Source organism: Rubrivirga aquatilis, assembly GCF_046845665.1.
Classification (GTDB): Bacteria; Bacteroidota; Rhodothermia; order Rhodothermales; family Rubricoccaceae; genus Rubrivirga.
In genome coordinates this window covers 3,589,639-3,613,102 of sequence record NZ_CP177355.1, presented here as the reverse complement: position 1 = coordinate 3,613,102, position 23,464 = coordinate 3,589,639, and the positions used below count along the sequence as shown (strand labels likewise).

14 protein-coding genes are annotated in these 23,464 nt (G+C 70.9%); 8 read left to right on the top strand and 6 right to left on the bottom strand.

From position 1 onward, the window contains the following. The first annotated feature begins 50 nt into the window (after nucleotides 1-50). The 8 genes from ACLII4_RS16030 (at nucleotide 51) to ACLII4_RS15995 (ending at nucleotide 12,231) form a co-directional block, all read left to right on the top strand. Nucleotides 51-1,271: an acetate/propionate family kinase gene (locus tag ACLII4_RS16030; RefSeq protein WP_412068398.1), complete on the top strand. Its 1,221-nt coding sequence runs from the start codon at nucleotides 51-53 to the stop codon at nucleotides 1,269-1,271. 86 nt (nucleotides 1,272-1,357) lie between these two features. After that, on the top strand, nucleotides 1,358-2,143 hold the full coding sequence (locus ACLII4_RS16025) for a DUF6503 family protein (protein WP_412068397.1): 786 nt from the start codon (nucleotides 1,358-1,360) through the stop codon (nucleotides 2,141-2,143). 97 nt (nucleotides 2,144-2,240) lie between these two features. Continuing rightward, nucleotides 2,241-4,391, top strand: a complete 2,151-nt coding sequence (locus tag ACLII4_RS16020) for a PAS domain-containing protein (protein ID WP_412068396.1) — start codon at nucleotides 2,241-2,243, stop codon at nucleotides 4,389-4,391. Nucleotides 4,392-4,499: 108 nt separating this feature from the next. Beyond that, the gene (locus tag ACLII4_RS16015; protein ID WP_412068395.1) at nucleotides 4,500-5,867 is read left to right on the top strand and encodes an acyclic terpene utilization AtuA family protein; all 1,368 of its coding nucleotides are present in this window, start codon (nucleotides 4,500-4,502) and stop codon (nucleotides 5,865-5,867) included. 86 nt (nucleotides 5,868-5,953) lie between these two features. Next, nucleotides 5,954-6,721 carry a response regulator gene (locus tag ACLII4_RS16010; protein WP_412068394.1) on the top strand — a complete coding sequence of 256 codons (768 nt, stop codon included), beginning with the start codon at nucleotides 5,954-5,956 and terminating at the stop codon, nucleotides 6,719-6,721. Between the two features lie 163 nt (nucleotides 6,722-6,884). Continuing rightward, complete coding sequence (locus ACLII4_RS16005; protein WP_412068393.1) at nucleotides 6,885-8,684, top strand: ABC transporter ATP-binding protein; 1,800 nt, start codon at nucleotides 6,885-6,887, stop codon at nucleotides 8,682-8,684. A 69-nt stretch (nucleotides 8,685-8,753) separates the two neighbouring features. Then, entirely contained in the window at nucleotides 8,754-9,689 is a 936-nt protein-coding gene (locus ACLII4_RS16000; RefSeq protein WP_412068392.1) for a hypothetical protein, read from the top strand. 4 nt (nucleotides 9,690-9,693) lie between these two features. Further along, complete coding sequence (locus ACLII4_RS15995; protein ID WP_412068391.1) at nucleotides 9,694-12,231, top strand: Ig-like domain-containing protein; 2,538 nt, start codon at nucleotides 9,694-9,696, stop codon at nucleotides 12,229-12,231. An 84-nt stretch (nucleotides 12,232-12,315) separates the two neighbouring features. On the opposite strand, the gene ACLII4_RS15990 is transcribed toward ACLII4_RS15995, so the two are convergent. The 6 genes from ACLII4_RS15990 to ACLII4_RS15965 form a co-directional block, all read right to left on the bottom strand. Next, nucleotides 12,316-14,106 (bottom strand): glycoside hydrolase family 10 protein, encoded by a 1,791-nt coding sequence (locus tag ACLII4_RS15990; protein WP_412068390.1) that lies wholly within the window; start codon nucleotides 14,104-14,106, stop codon nucleotides 12,316-12,318. A gap of 95 nt (nucleotides 14,107-14,201) precedes the next feature. Further along, the gene (locus tag ACLII4_RS15985) at nucleotides 14,202-15,620 is read right to left on the bottom strand and encodes a T9SS type A sorting domain-containing protein (protein ID WP_412068389.1); all 1,419 of its coding nucleotides are present in this window, start codon (nucleotides 15,618-15,620) and stop codon (nucleotides 14,202-14,204) included. Between the two features lie 101 nt (nucleotides 15,621-15,721). Further along, on the bottom strand, nucleotides 15,722-16,891 hold the full coding sequence (locus ACLII4_RS15980; protein WP_412068388.1) for an IPT/TIG domain-containing protein: 1,170 nt from the start codon (nucleotides 16,889-16,891) through the stop codon (nucleotides 15,722-15,724). 71 nt (nucleotides 16,892-16,962) lie between these two features. Further along, complete coding sequence (locus tag ACLII4_RS15975; RefSeq protein ID WP_412068387.1) at nucleotides 16,963-17,997, bottom strand: PorV/PorQ family protein; 1,035 nt, start codon at nucleotides 17,995-17,997, stop codon at nucleotides 16,963-16,965. Nucleotides 17,998-18,037: 40 nt separating this feature from the next. Further along, a complete protein-coding gene (locus ACLII4_RS15970; RefSeq protein ID WP_412068386.1) occupies nucleotides 18,038-20,209 on the bottom strand; it encodes a hypothetical protein in 2,172 nt (723 codons plus the stop codon). 58 nt (nucleotides 20,210-20,267) lie between these two features. Further along, on the bottom strand, nucleotides 20,268-23,453 hold the full coding sequence (locus tag ACLII4_RS15965) for a TonB-dependent receptor (protein WP_412068385.1): 3,186 nt from the start codon (nucleotides 23,451-23,453) through the stop codon (nucleotides 20,268-20,270). Nucleotides 23,454-23,464: the final 11 nt, after the last annotated feature.

Genomic DNA, 23,464 nt, shown 5'->3' with positions numbered 1-23,464 from the left:
CCACGGGGTCCCGGCCGTGGAGCCCCTTGCCCCTTTCCCCTTGCCTCGCCATGACCATCCTCGTCCTCAACGCCGGGTCCTCGTCGCTCAAGGTGGACCTCATCGACGCGGACGCCGGGGCGACGCTGGCGTCCGGGCAGGTCGAGCGGATCGGGGCCGTCTCGTCGCTGGCCTCGTTCCGGCTCGGCGACGCCAAGCCCGAGCGGATTTCGCTGGGGGCGCCAGACCACGCGACGGCGCTGGCGCACCTCATGGAGCAGATGCGCGAGGCGGACGGGCCGAACCAAGACGTGCTTCCCGAGATCGAGGCCGTCGGCCACCGCGTCGTCCATGGCGGCGAGCGGTTCGCCGAGTCCGCCCTCGTCGACGGCGAGGTGATCGACGCCATCCGCGACGCCTTCGACCTGGCGCCCCTCCACAACCCAGCTAACCTGCAGGGCATCCGGGCCGCGCAAAAGGCCTTCCCCGACGTGCCCCACGTGGCCGTCTTCGATACGGCGTTCCACCAGACGATCCCGCCGCACGCGTACCTCTACGCGCTCCCCAACCGGCTTTACCGGCGCCACAAGATCCGCCGCTACGGCTTCCACGGGACGAGCCACTACTACGTCTCGCGCCGCCTGTACGAGCTCGCGGGCCTCGATCTCCAGTCGTCCCGCGTGGTGACGATCCACCTCGGCAACGGGTGCTCGATGGCCGCCATCCGCGACGGCCGCTCCGTCGACACGTCGATGGGGATGACGCCGCTGGAGGGGCTCGTGATGGGGACGCGGTGCGGCGACCTCGACCCGTCCATCGTCTTCGAGATCGCCGAGAAGGAGGACGCCTCGCTGGCCGAGGTCCACACGCTCCTCAACCGCTACTCCGGCCTGCTCGGGCTCAGCGGCTACGCCGCCGACATGCGCGACCTCTTGGAGGAGGCCGCCGACGGCGACGTGCGCTGCCAGCAGGCCATCGACGTGTTCTGCTACCGCGTCAAAGGGTACCTCGGGCAGTACCTCGCGGCGCTCGGCGGGATCGACGCGGTTGCGTTCACTGCGGGGATCGGGACGTTCGCCGCGCCCGTCCGCGCCCAGATTATGCGGGGCCTGGAGGGTCTAGGGATGACGCTCGACCCGGCCGCGAATGACGGCGCCAGCGGGGAGGAGGCTCGGATCACGACGGCCGACAGCACCATCCCGGTGTGGGTGGTGCCGACCAACGAGGAATTGGTGATCGCCCAAGACACGCAGAAGCTGGCGACGGCGGCGCAGCGGTCGCCGTTCGTCTGATCAGCCCGTCGAGGCCCGGGGCGGTCGGTATTCGTAAGTCTGGGGACTCGTCCCTCGTCTCCGCTGTCCCCGCGCCCCTCGCTGCCGTGCACACCCGACCGCTCCTCGCCGCCCTCGTCGTCGTCCTCGCCCTGGCCGCGTGCGAGCGGCCCGCTGCGCCCCAGGGTGACCCCGAGGCGCTCGCGCTCCTCGACCGCACGCGGATCCACCACGGCTCCGGCCAGCTCGACCGCGCCGAGGTCTCGTTCTCGTTCCGGGGCACCCCGTTCACCGTCCGCCGTGACAACGGCGCCTTCCGCTACGCGCGGACGCTGACGGACAGCCTGGGGCGCACCGTCGAGGAGGTGGTCGACAACGACGGCCCCCACCGCTTCGTCGACGGCGCCGAGGTGCCGCTCGACGCGGCCGAGGCGGGGCGACTCACGACGGCCGTCAACTCGGTCGTCTACTTCGCCCTGCTCCCGGCCCCGCTCACCGATCCCGCTGTCCGAGCCCGCGTGCTGACGCCCGACCGCGTCGGGGGAGAGGACTACGACCGCGTCGCCGTCACCTTCGCGCGAGAGGGCGGGGGCGCCGATTTCGACGATGAGTATGTGTACTGGCTTCGGCAGACGGACGGGCAGATCGGGTACTACGCCTACACGTTCGCGGTCACGCCTGGCGACACGGCGCGGGCAGCGACGGGGACGCGCTTCCGCGAGCCGATCGGGGAGAGCCGCGTCGGCGGCGTGCTGTTTCAGGACTGGCGAAACTGGTCCGCCGACTCGCTCGGGGCGCTCAGTACGTACGGAGACGTGTTCGACGAGCGCCGGACGTTCGTGGTGTCGGATGTAGTGCTCGACGACATCCGCGTCGTGCCCATCGGCCGCTGAGGCCCGAGGGCACCGCGTGCGAAGCGAGTGGGGCCCTCCCGCACCCGCCACCGTCCGGCAAGGGCCCGCCCGGTATCTTGGAGACCCTCCGTGCGCCATGCCGATTCTCACCGACGCCCCCCCCGACAGCGGCGGGTTCGGGCTCCTCGCCCGCGCTCTCCCCGACGCCGTCCTCGCGCTCGACGCCGAGGGCGTGGTGGTCTTCGCCGACGCCCGTGCGGCTGGCTTGTTCGGCGACGCCCTGCCCGGCGTCCGGTTCGACGAGCTGCTCGCGCCCGACGATCGCGGCGCGATCCGTGACGCCGCCGGTGGGTTGGCGGTCGGCGCGTGGGACGTCCGCCCCGCCGTCGGCGGCCCCTGGCTGAGCGTCGCTCTGCACGCCATCGACCCCTCTGACGCGTCGCTGAGTGAACGGGGGGGCGGTGCCGTCGTCCTGGCCCGCCCCGTCCCCACCGACGAGGCCAGCGACCGGACGGACCTGTTGCGGCTGGCCTTCGACGCCGCTAACAACCTGCTCGTGGTGACCGACGCGCGTGCACCGGACGCCCCGATCGTGATGGCGAACGAGTATTTCCTGGAGGCGACCGGGTACGCCCGCGAGGAGGTCGTCGGCCGCAACTGCCGCTTCCTCCAGACTCGCGCCGACGGCACGCGCGACGACGACCAGCCCGGGCTCGTTGAGCTCCGCCGCGCGCTCGCGGCGGGCGAGCCGACGCGCGTCGTGCTCCGGAACTACCGCAAGTCCGGCGAGCTGTTTTACAACGAGCTGTACGTCTCGCCCATCCACGACGCTTCGGGCGACTTGGTCCACTTCGTGGGCGTCCAGAACGACGTCACCGAGCGCGTGCTGGCGGAGCAGGTGTCGGCCGAGCGCGCCGAGATGGTGGGGTCGTTTTTCGAGGGGATGCCGCTGCCGATGGGAGTGCTGGAGCAGCGAGACGGACACCTCCTTCACCGCGCGGTCAACCAGGCCGCCGCGACGCTTCTGGGCCACCCGGTGGCCGAGATCGTCGGGGCCGAGATCGCCGCTCTCGACGTGCCTGCGCAGGAGCGCGAGCGGTGGGCGGCCGCCGTCCGCCAGGCGGCGGACGGCCCGGCCACGTTCGAGACGGCCCACCCGTGGGGCTCGACGGACCCCGACGCGAGCGCCATTCAGTTTACCGTCAGCCCCGTGCCTGCCTCGGCAGGCCTGTTCGCCTACGTCGGCCAAGACGTGACCGTCGCCCGCCGCACGGAGCGCGAGCGCACGCTGCTCTCGGCGGCCGTCGCGAGCGCCGCCGAGGCCATCGTCGTGACCGACGCCGACCTTGTCGACGGTCCGCACATCCTGTACGCGAACGCCGCCCACCTCCACATCTTCGGGTACGAGGCCGACGACATCGTCGGGAAGACGCCTCGGATCTACCAGGGCCCCCGCACCGAGCGGGCCGTGCTGGACCGCGTCCGCGCTGGGCTCGAAGCGGGCGAGATGGTCCGGGCCGAGACCATCAACTACCGCAAGGACGGGACGCCCTTCCACCTCGAGTGGGAGATCGCGCCGGTGCACGGGCCGGACGGCCGCGTCGTCAACTTCGTCGGCACCCAGCGCGACGTGACGGAGCGGCGCTGGCTCGAGCGCGAGGTGCTCGACGTGTCGGCCCACGAGCGCGAGCGGATGGCCCGCGACCTCCACGACGGGCTCGGGCAGGTGCTCACCGGCGCCGCGCTGCGCATCGAGGCGCTGGCGAACGGGCTCGACGCCCAGGGCCTCGGCGACCGGGCTCAGGAAGCTCGCGAGGGGCGGGCACTCGTAGAGCGGGCGCTCAACGAGGCCCGGGCGACGGCGCGGGGGCTGCTCCCCGTCGTCGCCGACCGAAACGGGCTGACGGTCGCGCTCGGCCGGCTGGCGAGCGATGTGGGCCAAGCGTATGGCATCCCCTGTTCCTTCCGGGCGCCCGAGCCCGTCGGCGCGCGCACGGTCGAGGCGGCGGGCCACCTGTTGAGGATCGCCCAGGAGGCCGTCGCCAATGCCGCCCGCCACGGCCGCCCCGACACCATCGAGATCGCCCTCCACGCCAGCGAGGGCACAGCCACGCTCACCGTCCGCGACGACGGCACCGGCATCTCGCAAGGGGGCGCCGTCGTCAGCGGGCTCGGCCTCCACACCATGCGCTACCGCGCCGACCGCGTCGACGGGACCCTGAGGATCGGCCCCCGGCCAGAGGGTGGGACCGAGGTCGTGGTCTCGTTCCCCACCGACCCGCGCTAGCGAGCGTCGGCCGAGTCTGCACCCGGTCTCGACGGGGCGGGCTCCGGCCGCGAGTAGCTTCCGAAAGCGGTTCCGGAACGTCCCGGCGCCCCCACCTCCGCACCACGCATGTCTGACACGATCCGCATCGCTTCCGGCCAGGGCTTCTGGGGCGACCTCCAGCGCGCGCCCATCGACCAGGCCCGCTTGGGCCCCATCGACGTGCTCGTCATGGACTACCTCGCCGAGGTCACCATGTCGATCCTGCAGAAGCAGAAGCTGCGCGACGCAACGAAGGGCTACGCCCGCGACTTTGTGGAGGTGGTCACCGAGCTGGCGCCCGACATCGTCGAAAAGCGGTTCAAGGTGATCTCGAATGCGGGCGGCGTGAACCCCGTCGCGTGCGCCGAGGCCATCGTCGAGGGCGCGAAGGCTCGGGGCGTGACCGGCCTCAAGGTGGCCGTCGTCACCGGCGACGACCTGCTCGGCCGGCTCGCGGACTTGATCGCCGACGGCGTGCCGCTCAAGCATATGGAGACCGGCCAGCCGCTCGCGGAGGTCCTCGACCACATCGTGAGCGCCAACGCCTACCTCGGCGCCCAGCCCATCGCCGAGGCGCTGGCGCTCGGCGCGGACGTCGTCGTCACCGGCCGCACGACCGACACCGGCTTGACGCTGGCCCCGCTCGTCCACCGCTTCGGCTGGGACTGGGCCGACTGGGACAAGATGGCCGCTGGGACGGTTGCGGGCCACATTCTGGAGTGCGGGGCGCAGTCGTCGGGCGGCAACTTTACCGACTGGCGCGACGTGCCCAACATGTCGGGCATCGGGTTCCCCATCGCTGAGGTCTCCGCCGACGGCTCGTTCGTGGTCACCAAGCACGACGGCACGGGCGGGCTCGTCTCGCGCGGCACGGTCGCCGAGCAGCTCCTGTACGAGATCGGCGACCCGGCCGATTACATCACGCCCGACGTCGTCGCCGACTTTACCAGCATCCAACTCGCGGACCAGGGCGACGACCGCGTGCGGGTGAGCGGCATCAAGGGGACTGAGGACACCGAGTTCTTGAAGGTCTCCGCCGCCTACGCCGACGGCTGGAAGGCCACCTCGACGTTGGTGTACGCCTGGCCCGAGGCCGCCGCCAAGGCCCGCGCCGCCGCCCAGATTCTGAAGGACCGGCTCGACGCGCTCGGCCTCGAGTTCGACGAGTACCGCTCGGAGATCATCGGCCTCAACGCGCTCAGCGAGTCGACCGAGTCGGACCCGATCGGCGAGGCCGACCTCGACGAGGTCCAACTCCGCGTCTCCGTGCGCGGCCAGGACAAGTCGGCCGTCGAGCAGTTCGGCCGCGAGATCGCCCCGCTGATCCTGACCGGCCCGAGCGCCGTCACGGGCTTTGCGGGCGGCCGTCCCCGGCCCAGCGAAGTCATCGCGTACTGGCCCGCGCTGATCCCCAAGGACCGGGTGCAAACGGAGGTTCGCGTGCTGGAGGTGTAGCTCGCGCGAGCGGCTCCGGATTCCTCCCCCGAGGGTTGAGACCCCGCCGCTCTCGCCGATACCTAGCACGACCCAAACCTATCCCCATGTCTGCCCCCGCCGTTCTCCTGGTCGAGGACGACCCGACCAACCAGCTGATCGCCCTCTCGATGCTCCGTCACGTGGGCGTCGAGGCCGACGCAGCTTCCGACGGGCTCGCCGGTGTGCGCATGGCCACCGACGCGCGCTACGACGTGATCCTGATGGACATCCAGATGCCCGTCATGGACGGGGTCGAGGCGATGCGCGCGATCCGCTCGCGCCTGGGGCCGGAGAGCCCCCGCATCGTGGCCGTCACGGCGCACGCGACGGCCGGCACGCGCGAGGCGATGATGGCCGCGGGCTTCGACGGGTTCTACAACAAGCCGCTATCGATCGCGATGCTGCAGGACGCTATCACGCCGCCGGAGGCCGTCTCCGACGCTCCGGTCCTCATCTCCCGGCCCGCCGCGCCTGCGCCCGACGCCGCTGCCGAGCTGGTCGCCAGCGTCCGCGCCCACGTGCACGCCTTGCTGGGCGAGGACGACGAGGCGTTTGTGGTGGACCTCGCGCAGTCGTTCGTGACCACGGCCCGCACGGGCGCAGAGCGTGCGGCACAGGCGCGCGACTCGGGCGACCCCGCGTCCGTCGCGACGGCGGCCCACGCTCTCAAGGGCAGCGCCGCCAACGTCGGACTCGATGCCCTCGCCAACTCTTGGGACGTGGTCGAACGGGGCATCCGCTCCGGCGACTCGGCCGTGCTGGCCGCCCCGCTCGACCACGCCCTCGACGAGACGCACCACGCGGTCGGCCTGCTGGCGACCGTGGGCGCCTAGCGCGAGCGGGAGGCAAGAGGACGACGGCCAGCGCTGGGGCCCCCCTGAGGACGCCCGGGTGGGCCGACCGCAGGGCGCACCCGTACCGAGGATCCCCGGGGGACCCGCACTCGCGAGCCCGCGTACCGGACGCGCGCCACCGTCGGCGCTGACCCCGCACCGCATGGCTTCCCCCCTCCGCCGTCTCGACGCCGACCTCTGGCGCTACCGCTGGACGCTCGGTCCGGGCCTGTTGTGTGCGCTCGCCTCGGCGCTGTTCACGCTCTTCATCCCCGGGCTCGTCCGCGAGGCCATCGACGCGATCCCGCGCATGGTGGCCGTCCAGGGCTACGCGGCGGGCACGGCCGCTGGCGAGGCCCTCTTCGCGGACTTCCGGGCGTCCCTCGTGTTGCTCGGGGTGATGATTCTGGGGCTGGCAGTCGTGTCGGGACTGTTCATGTTCCTGATGCGTCGGCTCGTGGTCGTCGCCAGCCGGCGGATTGAGGCCGACCTCCGGGGTCGCCTCTATGCACACCTCCAGCGGCTCTCGGGCTCGTTCTACCACCGCTTCGCGACGGGCGACGTGATGACGCGAGCGACCAGCGACATCGAGAAGGTGCGCCGCTACGTCGGCCCGGCGCTGATGTACTTGTCGCGCGCCATCGCGGCGATCGTGATGGCGCTGACGTTCATGCTCGCGATCTCGCCCACGCTGACGTTCTGGGCCGTCCTGCCGATGCCCGTGCTCGCGGTGTCGGTGTTCTTCGTCAGCCGGCTCGTCCACGTCCGCACCGACCGCCAGCAGTCGGCGTACAGCGCGCTCACGAGCCGCGTGCAGGAGGCGCTCTCCGGGATCCGCGTCGTCAAGGCGTACGCGCAGGAGGAGGCCTGGGGGCGCCGCATCGACGACGCCAGCGACGACTACCAGCGCCGCGCGCTCGACCTCGCGCTCGTCGACGCCGCGTTCCGGCCCGTTCTGCTGATTTTGATCGGGCTGAGCACCGTGCTCGTGGTCGGCGTCGGCGGGCGGCTCGTCATCGAGGGTGCGCTGTCGCTGGGCAACATCGCCGAGTTCATCATCTACGTCGCCAACCTGACGTGGCCCGTCGCCTCGTTCGGCTACGTCGTCTCGATGATCCAGCAGGCGTCCGCGTCGATGGACCGGATCGCGACGATCCTCGACACGGAGCCGGTCGTCTCCGACGCGCCGGGCGTCACCGAGGGCACGCCGATCGAGGGCCGCGTCACGTTCGACGACGTGCGCTACCGCTACACCGAGGACGGCCCGGCCGTGCTCGACGGCGTCTCGTTCGACGCGCCCGCGGGCACCTCGCTGGGCATCGTCGGCCGGACCGGTTCGGGCAAGTCGACGCTCGTCGAGCTCATCCCCCGGCTGATGGACCCGACCTCGGGCGCCGTCCGCGTCGACGGCCGCGACGTGCGCGAGATCCCGCTCGTGTCGTTGCGGAGCGCCGTCGGCTACGTGCCCCAGGAGGTCTTCCTCTTTTCCGACACCATCGGCAACAACATCGCCTTTGGGGTGCCGGACTCCGAGGCGGACGCGATCCACTCGGCGGCGCGCGAGGCGGACCTGCTGGCGAACGTCGAGGGCTTCCCGCGCGGGTTCGAGACGCGCGTCGGCGAGCGCGGGATCACGCTCTCGGGCGGACAGAAGCAGCGGACGGCCATCGCCCGCGCGCTCATCCGCCGCGCGCCGGTCCTGATTTTCGACGACGCTCTCAGCGCCGTCGACACGCGGACCGAGGCGACGATCCTGGAGAACTTGCGCGCCCAGTTTGGCCAGCGGACCGTCATCGTCGTCAGCCACCGGATCTCGGCCGTGCAGGACGCCGACCAGATCCTCGTCCTCGACGACGGCCACGTCTCGGAGCGCGGCACGCACGACGAGCTGGTGGCCGCCGGTGGCGCCTACGCGACGCTGTACCGCAAGCAGCAGCTCGAAGCCGAGCTCGCAGGGGCATAAGGCGGCGGATGGGCACGGTGGGCCTCCCAAACGGGCCTAGCTTGAGGCCCCATCATCCCTCTCGTCCCCGTGCGTTTCCCCCTCCGCGGCCTCGCCGGACTGCTCGCCCTCATGGCGGCCGTCCCAGCCCCCGCTCAAACCCTCCGGGCGTCCGGCCCGCCTGTCCGGCTTCTCGCCGACGGCGCCCCGGCGCTCCACCCCGTGTGGGCCCCCGACGGCACCCGCCTCGCCTTCACCCGCGACCAGTACCGCGGCGTGTGGATCGTCGAGGCCGACGGCTCCGACGCCCGTGCGCTGACCGACGCCCCGGCCGCCGGCTTCGGCTTCGAGTGGGCCCCCGACGGGCAGGCGCTCGTCGCCCGGGTGGCTCGCACCGAGGGCCTGCGTCGGTTCCACACCGCCGCCCTCGTCCGCCTCGACGGCACGGTCGAGGCCCTCACCGACGAGCGGGCACAGATGCCGGCGCTGCCCCGCTGGGCCGGCCCGCACCACGTAGCCCTCCTGAGCGACGGCACCGTCGAGATGCTGGCGGTCGACGCCCAAGCGCGGACGGTGGCCGCTGAGCCGGTGCTGCTGGCGCGGCCCACGGGCGGCCTCGCCGTCGCCGACACGGGTGGCCTCCGCGCCCTCGCCAGCTTCGCCGACGCGACGCTCCTCAACGTGACGCCCTCGCCGGACGGCCGCCGAGTGGCCTTCGAGGTCCTCGCCGGCAACCTGTTCGTGGTGGACGCCGACGGGTCCAACCGCATCGACCTTGGGCGCGGCTCGCGTCCGACATGGTCGCCCGACGGCCGCTGGGTGGCCTTTATGGTGACCGAGGACGACGGCCACGCCTACACCGCTGCCGACCTCGTCGCCGCCCGTGCGGACGGCTCGGCCCGCGTCGCGCTGACCCAGTCGCCCGACCGCCTCGAGATGAACCCGTCGTGGTCGCCCGACGGCCGCGCGATCGCCTTTGACGACGCCACCGATGGCGCCCTGTACCTCCTCCCCCTCGCCGAGTAACCCGATGTCCAAGTTTTTGACTCTCGGGCTCCTCGCCCTCGTGCTGGTGCTCGGCGCCCGTGCCCCCCAGGCTCAGGTGACGGGCCTCTCCGACTGGGACCTGTTTATCGACCCCGGCCACAGCGGCACCGCCGAAAACGTCGGCATCTACGGCTACTCCGAGCCCCAGAAGGTGCTCCGCGTGGGCCTCGCGCTCCGCGAGATGCTGCTCAGCCGGACCGACATCGACACGGTCTACATGTCGCGCACCACCGACGCCGAGGTGGTCGGGCTCTCGCAGCGGACGGACATGGCCAACGCCCTCGGTGCCGACTTCTACCACTCGATCCACAGCAACGCTGGGTCGGCGACCGCCAACAACGTGCTGATGCTCTACGGCGGCTGGCGGCTCAACGGCCAGACCGTCGAGAAGACGCCCGAAGGCGGCGGCCGGATGGGCGACGAGTACGAGGAGGCCCTCTCCGCGGCCATGCGCCTCCCGACGATCGGCAACTACGCCGACCGGACGTTCTACCAGGGCTTCCCGGACACCCACGACAACCAGTTCCCCTACCTCTCCGTCAACCGACGGTCGGCAATGGCGTCGGTGTTGAGTGAGGGCGGATTCCACACGAACCCGCGCCAGAATCAGCTCAACATGAACGCGGAGTGGAAGCGGATGGAGGCCCAGGCCTTCTATTGGGCCATCCTCGATTGGCACGGCGTCCCACGCTCGACGCACCGCATCGCGACGGGGATCGTCACGGACGCCGAGAGCGGCCGGCCGGTCAACGGGGCCACGGTCACCATCGACGGGCAGACGTACACCACCGACACCTACGCATCGCTGTTCAACCGCTACTCGTCGGACCCCGACCAGCTTGCGAACGGGTTCTACTACCTCGAGGACCTAGGGGCGGGCACGCACACTGTGACCGTCGAGGCCGAGGGCTACGAAACGGCGACAGCTCAGGTGACGATGCTCGACACCGAGTTCTCGTTCGCCGACGTTCAGATCGTGTCCAACGTCCCGCCGGTGCTCACCGACGCGGACCCGGCCGAGGGCGAGCCCAACTTCCCGGTGACCGACCCGCTCCGGTTCACGTTCAGCCGCCCGCTTGACCCGGCGACGGCGACGCCCGCGTTCTCGCTCACGCGGAGCTCGGATGGTTCGGCGGTCTCGGGCACGGTGAGCTACGAAGCCGGAGGCACCCGGCTGGTGTTTACGCCTGACGCGCCGCTCGTGGCGCGGACCGAATACGTCGCCACGCTCGCGGGCACCGCGGCCACGGCCAACGGCTCGCTCCTCGACGGCGACGGCGACGGAACCGGCGGCGACGCCCTCGTCGTGACGTTCACGTCGAGCTTCCCCGACACCGACGCGCCCCGCCTCTCGCAAAGCTCCCCCCGCCCGAATGCCACCGACGTGGAGCTCCGGCCCGTCGTCACGGTCGCGTTCGACGAGCCCGTCGTGGCCGCGACGCTCGACGGCCGGGTGACGCTGGAGAACGCCACGACAGGCACGGTCGTCGCCGGCCGGTTCGAGCACGCGCTGGCGGGCGTCGTCGGGGACGACCCCATGCCCCGGAGCACGGTCAGTTTCGTGCCCGACGCCTCGCTCGCGCCGGCCACGCTCTACCGCTTTGCCATCGAGCCCGGCGTCGAAGACGCGTACCTCAACGCCTCGGCAGCCCGCTACGCCTTCACGTTCCGGACGGGCTCGGCGGCGCCGCTCGTCACCGTCGTCGAGGCGTTCGAGGGGTCGAGCATCGTGGACAACTGGTGGGTCCCGGCGCAGAGCGGATCGACGGCCGGCATCGTGCCGGACTCCACGAACGCCGCGGCCAGCGCGCGCGCCCACCTCTTGGGGGGCACCACCTCGATGCGGATCGACTACGGCTGGGACGCCGCCGCGTCGTCGTGGCTCATCCGCGAGTACCTCAACGGCGGCCCGCCGCGCGCCGTCACCTTCGACGCTACCGCCACCCTTCGCGCACGCGTCTTTGGCGATGGCAATGGCACGCTGTTCCGGTTCGCTGTGGACGACGCCTCAGGGACTGAGGTCAGCCCGTGGGTCGTCGTCGACTGGTACGGCTGGCAGCCGATCGAGTGGGACATGACGACCGGCGAGACCGGCGAGTGGATCGGCAACGGCGTCCTTGAGGGGACCCTCCGGTTCGACTCCATCCAACTCGGCTACGACGGCACCTCGCCCGTCTTCGGTGAGCTCTACGTCGACGATCTCGAGCTCACGCGGCCCGGCAACGTCGCCACGGAGGGCGGGTTCGCAGGTGACGCGCCGTTGGAGGTGCTTCCCGCGCGTCCGAACCCGTTCCGCACACGGACCGAGATCGCGTTCCGCCTCGCCAGCCCCGCCGACGTGACGGTCCGCGTGTTCAACGCCCTCGGCCAGCAGGTGGCCGTCCTCGCCGACCGCGAGGCGTTCGCGGGTGGGGCGCACGTCCTGACTTGGGATGCAGCGTCCGTCGCGGCCGGCGTCTATGTCGCTCGCGTCGAGGCAGGCGCTGAGCAGGCCACCGTCCGGATGGTAATGGCCCGCTAGCCCCGTTTTCGGTACACAAAGACGGCCGCCCGGAGTGCATTCCGAGCGGCCGTCTTTATTTGGGACGGGCGAGAGGACCTGCCGCTAGCGCGTCACGACCACTGGGCGGGAGGCCCGCAGGCCGTCCACCTCGAGCACGAGGAGGTACGTCCCACTGCTGGCCCCTGCCGTCTGCCACGTTGCCGTGTGGCTGCCCGAGGCGCGGGGGGCGTCGTCGAGCAGGCGAGCGACCTCGCGGCCGAGCACGTCGACCACGCGGAGCGTGACGCGGGCAGGTTCGCGGAGCGAGAAGCCCACCTCGGCGTGGCTGCGGGCCGGGTTGGGCCGCGGCACGGCGAGCGCCAGCGCCGGTGGGGCCTCCCGCTCGGTGGCGACGCCGCTCTGCACGGTGACGGCGTTGCTCGGCGCGCTCTCGATCGAGTTCGGGCTCACGCTCGTCACCACGTAAGTGTAGACGTCGTTGGCCGGGGGTACGTCGGTGGCTGTCGTCGCACCTGTGACGGCGACCAAGTTCTCGGACCGTTCCATCGCCGCGCCGAGATCGCCAGTCTCGGCGGAGGGCACGCGGTACACGGCATAGAACCGGGCCTCGGCGTCACCGCCGGAGGCGGCGTCCCACGTGAGGTCGACGGTTGTGGTGCCGGGGCGCTCCTCCGCGACGAGGGCCGACGGCGTGCCCGGGACGTCCTGGCTCTTCCAGGCCATCGGGGGGGGGAGGGCGGGCGACCGGTAGAGGTCTGTGCGGAGCGAGTCGGCGAACCCCTTGGTCGGGTAGAACGTGAGGTTGAGAGCGCGGAAGAACACGCTGCCCTGGATGCCCTCCGTGGCCCGGTTAAAGCGGACCTGCCGGGGGACCTCCGTCGAGGCGTAGAGCGAGCCCGAGAACGTGTTGGGGTCGGCACGGTAGAGCCCGTGGCCGGGGTAGAGGTGGCGGTCGTTGCGGACCGACGCCCACCACGGCGCAAGCTTCCCGTAGTCCTGGTTCCCACCGAACGGCCAGTAAAGCTGGGGCGTCAGGTAGTCGATGAGGTCGTTGTCGAGCCAGCCGACGGCGTCGGCGTAGACCGTATTGAAGGCGTCCAGCCCCGACGTTCCCGCCGGTACGCCGCTCTTCCAGATGCCGAAGGGGCTGATGCCGAAGGCCGCCTCAGGCCGCACGACGGCCAGGCTGTCGCGGACCTGCCGGACGAACCGGAAGACGTTGAACCGCCGCCAGTTGGCCCGGTCGAAGGCGCCGCCGTGCGCGGCGAACGAGGCGTCGTCCTCGTTCGTGATCGTGTTGGGGGGGTACGGGTAGAAGTAGTCGTCGAAGTGGACGCCGTCGATGTCGTAGCGCCGGGCCACGTCGGTGACGACGGACGTGACGTAGTCGCGGACCTCCGGGAGCCCGGGGTCGAGGATCTTGATCGACCCGAAGTCGAGGATCCACTCGGGGTGTGCGACGGTGACGTGGGTCGGATCCACCGGGTACCCCGAGCCGCGCTCGGCACGGTACGGGTTGAACCAAGCGTGGAGCTCCATGCCCCGGGCGTGCGCCTCGTCGATGGCGACCGCCAGCGGGTCGTATCCCGGATCGCGGCCTTGCTCGCCGGTGATCCAGTACGACCACGGCTCGAACGGGGACGCATAGAACGCGTCGGCCTCGACGCGGACCTGGAAGAGGACGGCGTTGACGTTGATGGCTTGGAGACTGTCGAGGATCTCGACGAGTTGAGCGCGCTGGGCGTCCGGGGAGCACGAGCGGCACGTCGGCCAGTCAAGCCCGAGGACGGTGGCGACCCAGGCGCCGCGGAACTCGTGCTTGGGGGGCGCTTGTGCGGACGTGGCGACCGGGTACACGAGGGCGAGCAGGAGGCTGAGAAGGGCGAGGCGCATGGCAGTGGGGGGGGGGATAAAAAGAAAGAGGGGGCGCCGGACCGCAGTCCAGCGCCCCCTCGGCCAGTCGGATGCCTCAAGGCACCCGGGTCAGACTAGCGAACTACCATCATCCGGCGGGTGGACACCTCGCCCTCGACGTTGAGGGTGTAGACGTACACGCCGGCTGCGAGCCCGGTGGAGGAGAACTCCACCGAGTGGGACCCCGCGGCGTACGGCCCGTCCGCGACCGTCGCGACGAGGCGGCCCGTCGCGTCAAAGACGCGGAGCGTTACCTGAGCCGACTTGTCGAGGTCGAAGCCGATCCGTGTCGCGCCCGAGAACGGGTTCGGACGGTTCTGGTCGAGCGCACTCGCGAATGTGCCGGTGCCACCCTCGGTGGCCACGGCCCCACGCACGAACCGCTGAGCGGCCCCCGCGCGGTTGTAGAGCACGACGTAGGCGGTGTTGCCATCGGCCGTGAACGAGATGCCACGCGGGCGACCGACGCCCGCACCATCCCCACCGCCGGGGGCGGAGCCGGCATCCTGATACTTGAGGCTATCGACCGGGGTCGGGTTGAGGACGGGGGTGCCGTCCGCGTTGAACAGGTCGCTGAACTCGAAGGCGTAGAACGACTGCGTCGAGTAGTACGTCCGAACGGTGTCACCCGTCGCCGGATCGACGTCGTTGAAGTTGTTGATGCCGTTGAGCGGGTTCCCCGAGCTGAACCAGAAGCGGCCCGTCGCCGGGTTGACCGCCGTGGCCTCCACGCGCATGCCTGCGAGCGTGATCCCGAGGGAGTCGTACGCGCTGAACTCGTCCGGCCGCTGGTAGACGACGGTGTACGGGTTCTCGAAGGCCGTCTCGAAGACGGTGTTGCCGTCGGGCGAGGTCAGGATCGTCCGTGTGAAGTTGCTCGCGGTGCCGACCGTGCCGGTCACAGCCTGGAGAGCCGGGTCGTACTGGGTGATCTGGCGACCGCCCGCGACGACCGTCTGCGCGGTGACGTTGCAGTTGGCATCGACCCCGACGGCGCCGAGCGAAGCGCCGGGGAACGGCGTGGTCTTCGCGAGGCCTTGGTAGCTGTCCGCGTCGATCTTAAAGATCGTGTCGTACTGCGAGATGTAGACGGCGTTCTCGGCCGCGCAGTAGCGGAGGCCGCGTCCCGTCCGGGTGTCGGTCGCCACGGCGCCCGTCCCGTCGATGAACGAGAAGAAGCCGAGCGTGTCGCGCGGGGTGACTCCGTCGGCGTAGTCGATGAAGACGAGCGGGGACGCCGCGACTTCACTCCCGTCCGCGTTGAAGATCTGGAGCCCGGTCACGCCTCGGAGGGTCCCACCGATGGTGATGGAGTCGGCGGCCGTGTTGAAGGCCTGGAGGAACACCGTCCCGTCGTCGTCGACGGCGACGCCCTGAAAGCCGTTGCCGTTCGTGGCGAGGGTGTCCGGGGGGAAGATGGTGTCGAAGGTCCACTGGGCCGAAGCCGTCAGTGGGAAGACGGCCACAAAGGCCAGGAGTAGCAGTTTCCGCATGGGAAAGGGAGGGGTTGGTGGGGGTTAAAGAACCTCGTGGCCAGGCGGCCGCGAGTGGTGGCTCCGTGCAGGAACCGTGAAGCAAGTGGAAGGATCCGGAGTTAGCGCGCGCCCTCGCGCCGGGTCTCGATTCGGAGGATGTCCGGCGTACCTGTCACCCCGCGGACCATGTAGAGCTGGCTCCCGGCGCCATAGGCCAGCCCGGTCGCGGGGCCCGTCAACACGCCCGGGTAGAGCGGCGCGAGCGCGCCCGTCGGCGAGATCTGCACGACCGGGTCAATGACGCGGTCGAGCCCGACGTACAGCGTCCCGTCGGCGGCGACGGCGATCGCGTTCCCCGCTACGGGCAGGGTGGCCACCGGGGTGGGCGCCCCGAGCGAGCCGTCGGCGGCCACCGTCAGGGCGTAAACGCGGTTGTCGCCGCTGGCGCTGGTCCCGACCGCGTACAGGGTGCCGTCCGCGACGGTGAGGGCGCGGATAGCCGTCGGGAACGGCATCTCGGTCGTCGACCCGTCGGGCGCGACGCCGTAGAGGGTGGGGGCATTGCCGCCGACGTACAGCGACCCGTCGGGGCCGGCGGCGATGGCGACGAGCGAGAGCGTCGACGGCTGGAGCGCCGCGATCACCTGCTGGCTCCCGCCCTCGGGCAGCCGGAACACCGCGCGGATGCGACGGACCCCGGCGAGCTCGTCGCCGACACGGGCGAGCCCCGCCCACGGGAACGTGGACGCGAAGTACTCCGACCGCTCGCCGCTCGGGCTGAACCGGGTCACGCCGACGGCGCGGCCCTCGTTCTCGAGCGACGCGTAGAGCGTGCCGTCGGCGCCGGCCGCGATGCCGTAGACGGCCTCGGTCCGCCCGATCTCCCCGAACGAAACGAACGCCGGGGTGAGCGGGAGCGGGACAGCGTTGCTGTAGGCCTGGGCGCCGCGCACCGCGACGCGGACACGGAGCGCCGCGTTGGGCAGGTTGGGTACCCGGACCTCGAGCCGCGTGGCCGTGGCCGCGAGCACGGTGCCCGCCGCCGACGCGCCGAGCGCGTCGTCGAACACGACGGTGTTCTCGGCCGCCGTCGGCGAGAAGTTCTGGCCCTCGAGGACGACCACGTCGACCCCGGCGAGGACGACGCCATCGGGGCTGACGCTCGAGATGACGGGCGCGGGGTTGCGGGGGGCGTCCGGGTCGTAGAGGCTGGCGCCGTCGCCGAAGTCGCAGGCGGCGAGCGTGGCGACCAAGGCGAGGGCGATCCCGAGGCGGGCGAGGCGGAGCATGAACGGGGGTTGGGGCCGGGGGAGGGGACGGGGGGCGCACCGGCGCGGCGGTCGCGGGAGGCGGGCGGGGGTCATAGGTCGAACCTCACGGCGATCCGGTGGACGGGGTCGAACACGTCGTAGGCGCTGTACGAGTAGTCCGCCCCGAAGCCGACGCCGCCGAGCCGCTGCCGGATGCCGGCGCCCAAGCTGAAGCTCTGGAGGTCGGACGGGAACACGTACCCGCCGCGGAGGGAGAAGGTGTTGGCGAACGTGTACTCACCGCCCGCCTCGATCTGGCTGGTGGCGTCGTACGGGTCCTCGGCGTCGACGGCGAACACGAGGCGATGGACCGAGGGGTCGAACCCAGTCAGCGCCCGCGTGTCGAAGGCGGCTCCGATCTGGAGCGTGAGCGGGAGCTGGAACCCCTCGCCCTCGCCGAAGGCCGCCTGCTGCGAGAAGTTTCGGGCGCTGACCGCGAAGGCGAGGCCCTGGAACGGCGTGTCGTACATGACACCGAAGTCGTAGGCCAGCACCGTCTCGGAGACGTCCTCCCGCGTGAGCCCCCCCTCGTCGGTCGCCGAGACCGGGACGGCCCCGAAGTCCTCGGTGACCATCTTGACCTGGCCGCCGACGGAGAACCGGTCGGTGACGGTCCGAGCATATCCCAGGCCGACCGCGAAGGCCGTCGGCGAGAAGGTCCCGAGGTCGCGGTAGCCGGCCTCCGTCGAGCCGTCGAACACGGTCTCTTGGAGCTCCCCGTAGTCGACCGCCATCAGCGAGACGCCCAGGACGCCGAAGCGGCCCCCGGCCGGCCGGAAGGAGACGGCGCCGTGGTTGTAGGTGATGTCGGCGATAAAGTTGGTCTGGCCGAGGAAGACGCCGGTCGACGCGTTGGAGCGCGAGAGGCCGGCCGGGTTGTAGAACAGGGCCTCGGCCCCGGTCGAGAGCGCCGTCGCGGCGCCGCCGAGCCCGGCAGCCCGGGGGTCGGCGCTGACGCTGAGGAACTTCATCCCCGACTGGGCCAGCTTGTCGCGCTCCTCGACCTGCTGGCCTCGGGCGACCGGGGCGACGAGGAGGGCGAGCAGGGCGAGGAGCGCGAAGCGGGGGAGCGCGGACGTCGGCATGGGGGCGGGGGCGGGGCGGGCAGGCAGCACGGGGGCGGCGCTATCGGATGACGACGAACTTGCGGAAGGCCTGCTCACCGGCCTGGAAGAGGACCTCGCCAGTCGCGAGGTCGAGCACGTCCTCGGTCACGGTGATCACGGCGATGTAGAGCCCGCTGGCGACCACCTGGCGCGACGACGTCGTGTGGTCCCAGAACTCGTCGCCGCTCCCGTCGGTGTGCTCGATGGAATCGACGAGCTCCCCGATCTGGGTGTAGATGTCGATCCGGCAGACGCCCGGGATGTTGAAGAAGGCCAGCTTGTCGTTCTGGTCGGGGAACCGGAGAGGCGCCGCGCCGCTCCGGCTCGCGCCGATGTAGTAGGGGTTCGGGACGACGCGGACGTCCTCCATCGCTTCGCCCTGCCGCCGCTTCAGCCGTGTCCCGTCATACGTCTGGGTCGCGTACCGCGAGCTCCGGAGGGCCCGGCCGGCCGGCGTCAGGGCCGTGCCGTCGTTGGCGGCCCCGTCGCGGACGCCTTGGAGGTAGTAGAAGTAGTTGACACCGCGGACCGGCGACGTGTCGGCGTAGGTGGTCTCTCCGGCCCCGGCCGTGTGGATCAGGGTGTAGGCGCTGTCCCGCTTGGACGAGGCCCGGTAGATCTCCCACCGGTCGGGCTGCGGCCCGTCGACGCTGGGCTCCCAGGTGAGCACGATGCGGTCGCCGCCCGAGGCCACGTCGAACGTCCGGGGCGGGGCGGGGGGGGCGGGCAGGGCGAAGCCCGCGTCGTAGTTGGCGATGGCCCGGCGGAACGTCTGGAACAGCGAGTCGCGGCTGGTGAACACCCACTCGTTCTTGGTCTTGGTCTCGCCCGCGAAGGTGAGCCCGGCGCCCGTGCTGTTGCCCGAGGCCTTGAACTGGGCGCCCAGGACGGCGTTCGCCTCGCGGCTGAGCCCGGCGCTGCCCTCGGCAATCACGAACCGGACGCTCTCGCCCGGCCCGAGCGTGTACGGGCCGAACCCGTTCCCGAAGGAGTACCCCCCGGAGTTGGCCTGCCCCTCGGCTGCCGAGGGGTCGCGCGTGGGGTTGAGGAAGCCCGGCAGGCCCGAGGGCTCGACGGCGAGCGCGTGACGGGGCGACTTGTGGCCTTGCGCCATCACGCCGTACTCGGTCGTCATCCGGCCGATGCTGAACGGGTCGTTCGAAGACTGGTACGGGTCGTCGGACCCGACCCAGTTGGTGGTCGCCGGCTGGCCTGGGTCGTCGGCGTCGTCTGTGGCCGAGACGTCGGCGTGCAACGTGACAACGCCAGCGAAGGCGCTCGCCCCGAACCGACCGAGCGTGTCGGCCGGCGAGATGTTGGTGGTGACCGCCTGGATCGAGCCGCCCAGGTTTTCGTAGGCGACGGCGCGGCCGGGGAACAGCCCGTGCCACGAGAACTGGGCGCGGAATTGCTCGCCGGCGGGGTCGGGCAGGAGGCCGTCGCCGCGCGCGTCGTTCATCGTGTTCTTGCCCCAGCCGGTCGGGTTGCCGATGAGGTACCGGGTCTCGGCGGAGATCGCCAGCCGGTACTGGAGGTACGCCACGACCCCCTCCAGCGTCTGGTTCGGGAGCTCGATGTCGGCGTCGGCGTCGGTGTTGCCCGTGTTCGTGAGGACGTACTCGATCACGTGGTAGTTGTCGTGGTACTCCTGGCTGAACTGCATCACGCGCCGCTCCATCGTGATCCCGAGCAGGGAGTTGACCCGGCTGATGAGCATGAAGTCTGCGGCCTGGTCCGGGTCGACCCGGTCGACCACCATGGCGGCCGACGGGAACGACTGGTCCCCGTCGACGGTGACGACGGTCAGCGGGTACTTGCTGACGAGCTCGAACTCGACGGGGAACATCTCACCGACGCCCGAGGCACGGGGGCCAACGTGGACCACGCGGACGGGGTACGACACGCCGAACTCGTCGGTCACGTTCTGGGCCCCGATCCACAGGCCTTTAGCCGCCTGCATGTCCTGGAAGTCGTAGACGGCGGGCCAGCGCCAGCCGTACTGCTGCTGGCGGACCAGGCCCTCCTCAATCTCGCTCCCGGCCGAGGAGTACCAGTTGTGGAAGGAGCCGCCCGCGACCCACTTGGTCTGGAATTGAGCCGACGCCAGGGGGCTGGCCGCGAGGGTCAGGGCAAAAAGGGCGAGGGCGAGGGCGAGGCGGGCGGGCAGGCGCACGGGCGAGTCGAGAGTCATGGGTCGGAGGGCGGCCGGCGGGGCCCCGGCCAGGGGGCGACGGCGAGGGGAGGGGCGCTTAGAGGCTGATGCGGACGCCGAAGTAGATGTCGCGGGGGTTCAGGAAATTGAGGTACCCCTGGTTCGGCATGTCGATGTAGGCCTTCGAGTCGAGGACCTCGGCGACGCGGCCGGCGTCGGCCGGGGACCAGGCCCCATCGCGGAAGACGAGGTAGCTCTCGGTATCGCGCTCGTAGTAGATGGTGCCGGTGTCCGGCGTGCCGAGCTCGCCCCGCGTCTGGATAGAGCTCATCGGCTGGTAGGCCACGTCGTCCGGCCGGTACGCCCCCACGACGTCGGAGCCCGGGATGTTCGAGTAGTCCGGGCTGGCCGGGAAGTGCAGGCTGGCGAGGTACGCGTTCCGGTCGTTGCCGTCGACCGACCCGTAGAAGAGGGCCATCTCACGGCGGTTGAGCGCGTTGTAGATGTCGGCGAAGAACGAGACCTCGCGGCCGGCGAGGCTGAACTGCCGCTGGAACCGGAGGTCGAGCGACCAGCGGTCCCGGATCTCGACGTTGTTGACGACGCCCGGGGCGGCGACGCCGTTGTCGCCCCACGTAAAGGCGCCGCCGTCGCGCCACTGCCCGAGGAACGAGGTCCGCCAGCCGCCGAGCAAGCTGACGCCGGCGACGCTCGGGCCGAAGTCCTCGGGCGTGAACAGGTCGAGGTTGAGCCGCGCGAACGGGCGGGGGACGGGCCGCGACGAGGCGACGCGGCGGAGCGCGTCGCTCTCCTCCTGCTCCCGCTGCGTGGTCGAGTTCTGGAAGATGTCCCGGAACCCGAAGTACCCCGACTGCCGGACGTCGTAGGTGTAGTTGACGAATCCGCGCAGGAACTGGCCACGCGCCTTCTGCAAGGTCACCTCGAAGCCCCGGATGTCCGCGTAGCTGTTGGCCTCCGACCGGTCGTAGCTGACGCGGCCGTCGCGGCTGACGTACGTCACCAGGCGGGGCTCAAGCGAGACGTCCTTGTAGTACCCGGCGACGCGCGCGGTGAACTGGCCCAAGAACGACTGCTCGTAGCCCAGCTCGTAGGCGATCGTGCGCGGGAGCGGGTTGTTCGGGTCGGCGATCGACGTGATCTGGCCCCCGACCGAGAACGCGCGGACGACGTAGAGCCGGTCGGAGTCCGGCACGGACCGGAAGTGGCCGTAGTTGAAGTACAGCTTGCTGAGCTGGGAGACCGGGAACGAGACGCCGAGCCGGGGGCTCAGCGAGACCAGGCGCCGGGCGGGCGAGGTCTCGAGGAGGGAGTCGAGCGCCGCCGTCGGCGTCCCGTCCGGCCCGAGCTGGACGCCGGCGAGGACGGGGTCGAAGAGGTTGTAGTCGTACCAGTTGCCACCGGCCGTGAAGTAATCGAGCCGCAAGCCGAGGTTGGCGATCATCCCGTCGAGTTCGAGCTTGGTCTGGCCGTAGGCCGCCGCACGGACGGGCGTCTCGTCCCACACCGTCCGGACGTTCGAGCTCGTCAGGAAGGAGTCGATCCGGGCGTAGTTGACCCGGCTCCGCGTCAAGTTGTACTCCAGCCCCGCCTTGATCTCCGCGAACCGCGTGAGCTGGGCCGTGTAGTCGCCCTGGACGTTGTAGACCGTCACGCGCGACGAGTCCCGGGCGTTCGACATGCCGACGCCCATCCGCATCCCGTCGACGCCCTCGGAGGGGAACGGCTGCCACCCGAACGGGGCCTCGTCGAACCCGACGCCGCCGATCGTGGCGACGGTCGTCGAGTCGCGCCGCGGGCCCGGGTTCGTGTCGTACCGCGATTCGAACCGGTTGAACCGGAGCTGATACACCGACGTGGCCGAGAGCGCGTGCGAGAACTGGGCGCCGAGCTGGTCATACGTCGTCTGCGACGGCCCCCAGTAGTCGCCCGAGAACGTCCGGCTGTCGATAAAGCTGACGTTCGTGAGGTTGCTGGCGATCCCCTCGGAGGAGCGGAAGATGCTCCCGGTCCCCGTCGAGACACCGCCGGAGCGCGACGAGCCCGTCCCCTCCTGGCTGCCGTAGCGGCCTTCGACGCTGAGCTTCATGGCCGGGCCGACGTCGCTCGTCAGCTTGAGGTGGCCCGTCTGCTCGCCGTACGTCCGGGTGTGGAGCGGGATGAGGAGGGCGTTCTCCTCGCGGCGGAAGGACCCGTAGAACCGCAGGTTGCCGAGCCGCTGGGCGCCGGGGACCGGCCCGCCGATGCCGAGGTCGACCTCGTAGTCCGGGGTCGTGATCTCGAACGACTTGCGGTGCTGGAACAGGAACGCGTCGTGGAGCGCCTGCGGCGTGAGGTCGTTGCTCGGGTCGTTGTCGGACAGGAGCCCGGCCGAGACGGAGTTCCAGCCCTCGAAGCTGGGGTACTGCGCGCGCGTGGCGGGGTCCCATGCCCCGTTCTCGGTGCCGGTGAAGGCGACCGTGGGGTCGGTGAACGGGCGGATCCAATACGCGTCGAGGTCGCTCGCGAGCCCGCCGAAGTTCTTCTGGGCCGGCGGGCTGAAGCGCGACCGGACGTCGGCCTCGTAGCGCTGCGGGTCGCCCTCCTTGGTGACCACGTTGACGACGGCCGACCGGACGTTGCCGTACTCGGCGTTGAACCCGCCCGTCTGCACCTGGACCTCCTCGACGGAGGCCAGGCTGATGTTGGTGAACGGCGCGTTGTTGCGCTCGTCGCGCAAGGTGAGCCCGTTGACCTGGAACGAGATCTGGTCGGCGCCCGACCCCCGGACCTCGAACCCGTCCTGGACGCCGGCCTGGAGCTGGACCACGTTCTCGATCGAGGCGACGGGCAGCGCCGCGATCTCGGCCGAGCCGATGTTGCTCCGCGAGTTCGACACGTCGACCTCGACCGGCGGACGTTCGGCCCGGACAATGATCTCTTCGATCCCCGTCGTCTCGGACTGGAGCGTCGCGTTGAGCGTCGTCGTCTGGTCGATGTCGACGTTGACGTTTTCCGTGAGCTGGGTAGAGAACCCGATCGAGGAGATCCGGACGGTGTACGTCCCGGCGGGCACGCTCAGGATCGTGTAGTAGCCGTCGAGGTCGGCCGTCGCGCCGCGCGACGTCTCGACGATGAACACGGAGGCGCCCACGAGCGGGGCGCCTGCCTCGTCGACGATGCGGCCGGAGAGTTTGCCGGCGGTCTGCGCGCTCGCGAGCGGGGCGCCGAGGACGGCGACGAGGGCGAGGGCGAGCAGGAGGCGGAGCGCAGTGGCAACGTTCATCGGTTGGCCGG

Bases quoted from the DNA above. Each gene is read 5' to 3' on its own strand.
- ACLII4_RS15965 (WP_412068385.1), bottom strand. From the start codon at position 23,453: ATGAACGTTGCCACTGCGCTCCGCCTCCTGCTCGCCCTCGCCCTCGTC.
- ACLII4_RS15995 (WP_412068391.1), top strand. From the start codon at position 9,694: ATGTCCAAGTTTTTGACTCTCGGGCTCCTCGCCCTCGTGCTGGTGCTC.
- ACLII4_RS15970 (WP_412068386.1), bottom strand. From the start codon at position 20,209: ATGACTCTCGACTCGCCCGTGCGCCTGCCCGCCCGCCTCGCCCTCGCC.
- ACLII4_RS16015 (WP_412068395.1), top strand. From the start codon at position 4,500: ATGTCTGACACGATCCGCATCGCTTCCGGCCAGGGCTTCTGGGGCGAC.
- ACLII4_RS15990 (WP_412068390.1), bottom strand. From the start codon at position 14,106: ATGCGCCTCGCCCTTCTCAGCCTCCTGCTCGCCCTCGTGTACCCGGTC.
- ACLII4_RS16005 (WP_412068393.1), top strand. From the start codon at position 6,885: ATGGCTTCCCCCCTCCGCCGTCTCGACGCCGACCTCTGGCGCTACCGC.
- ACLII4_RS15980 (WP_412068388.1), bottom strand. From the start codon at position 16,891: ATGCTCCGCCTCGCCCGCCTCGGGATCGCCCTCGCCTTGGTCGCCACG.
- ACLII4_RS15975 (WP_412068387.1), bottom strand. From the start codon at position 17,997: ATGCCGACGTCCGCGCTCCCCCGCTTCGCGCTCCTCGCCCTGCTCGCC.
- ACLII4_RS16030 (WP_412068398.1), top strand. From the start codon at position 51: ATGACCATCCTCGTCCTCAACGCCGGGTCCTCGTCGCTCAAGGTGGAC.
- ACLII4_RS16020 (WP_412068396.1), top strand. From the start codon at position 2,241: ATGCCGATTCTCACCGACGCCCCCCCCGACAGCGGCGGGTTCGGGCTC.
- ACLII4_RS15985 (WP_412068389.1), bottom strand. From the start codon at position 15,620: ATGCGGAAACTGCTACTCCTGGCCTTTGTGGCCGTCTTCCCACTGACG.
- ACLII4_RS16010 (WP_412068394.1), top strand. From the start codon at position 5,954: ATGTCTGCCCCCGCCGTTCTCCTGGTCGAGGACGACCCGACCAACCAG.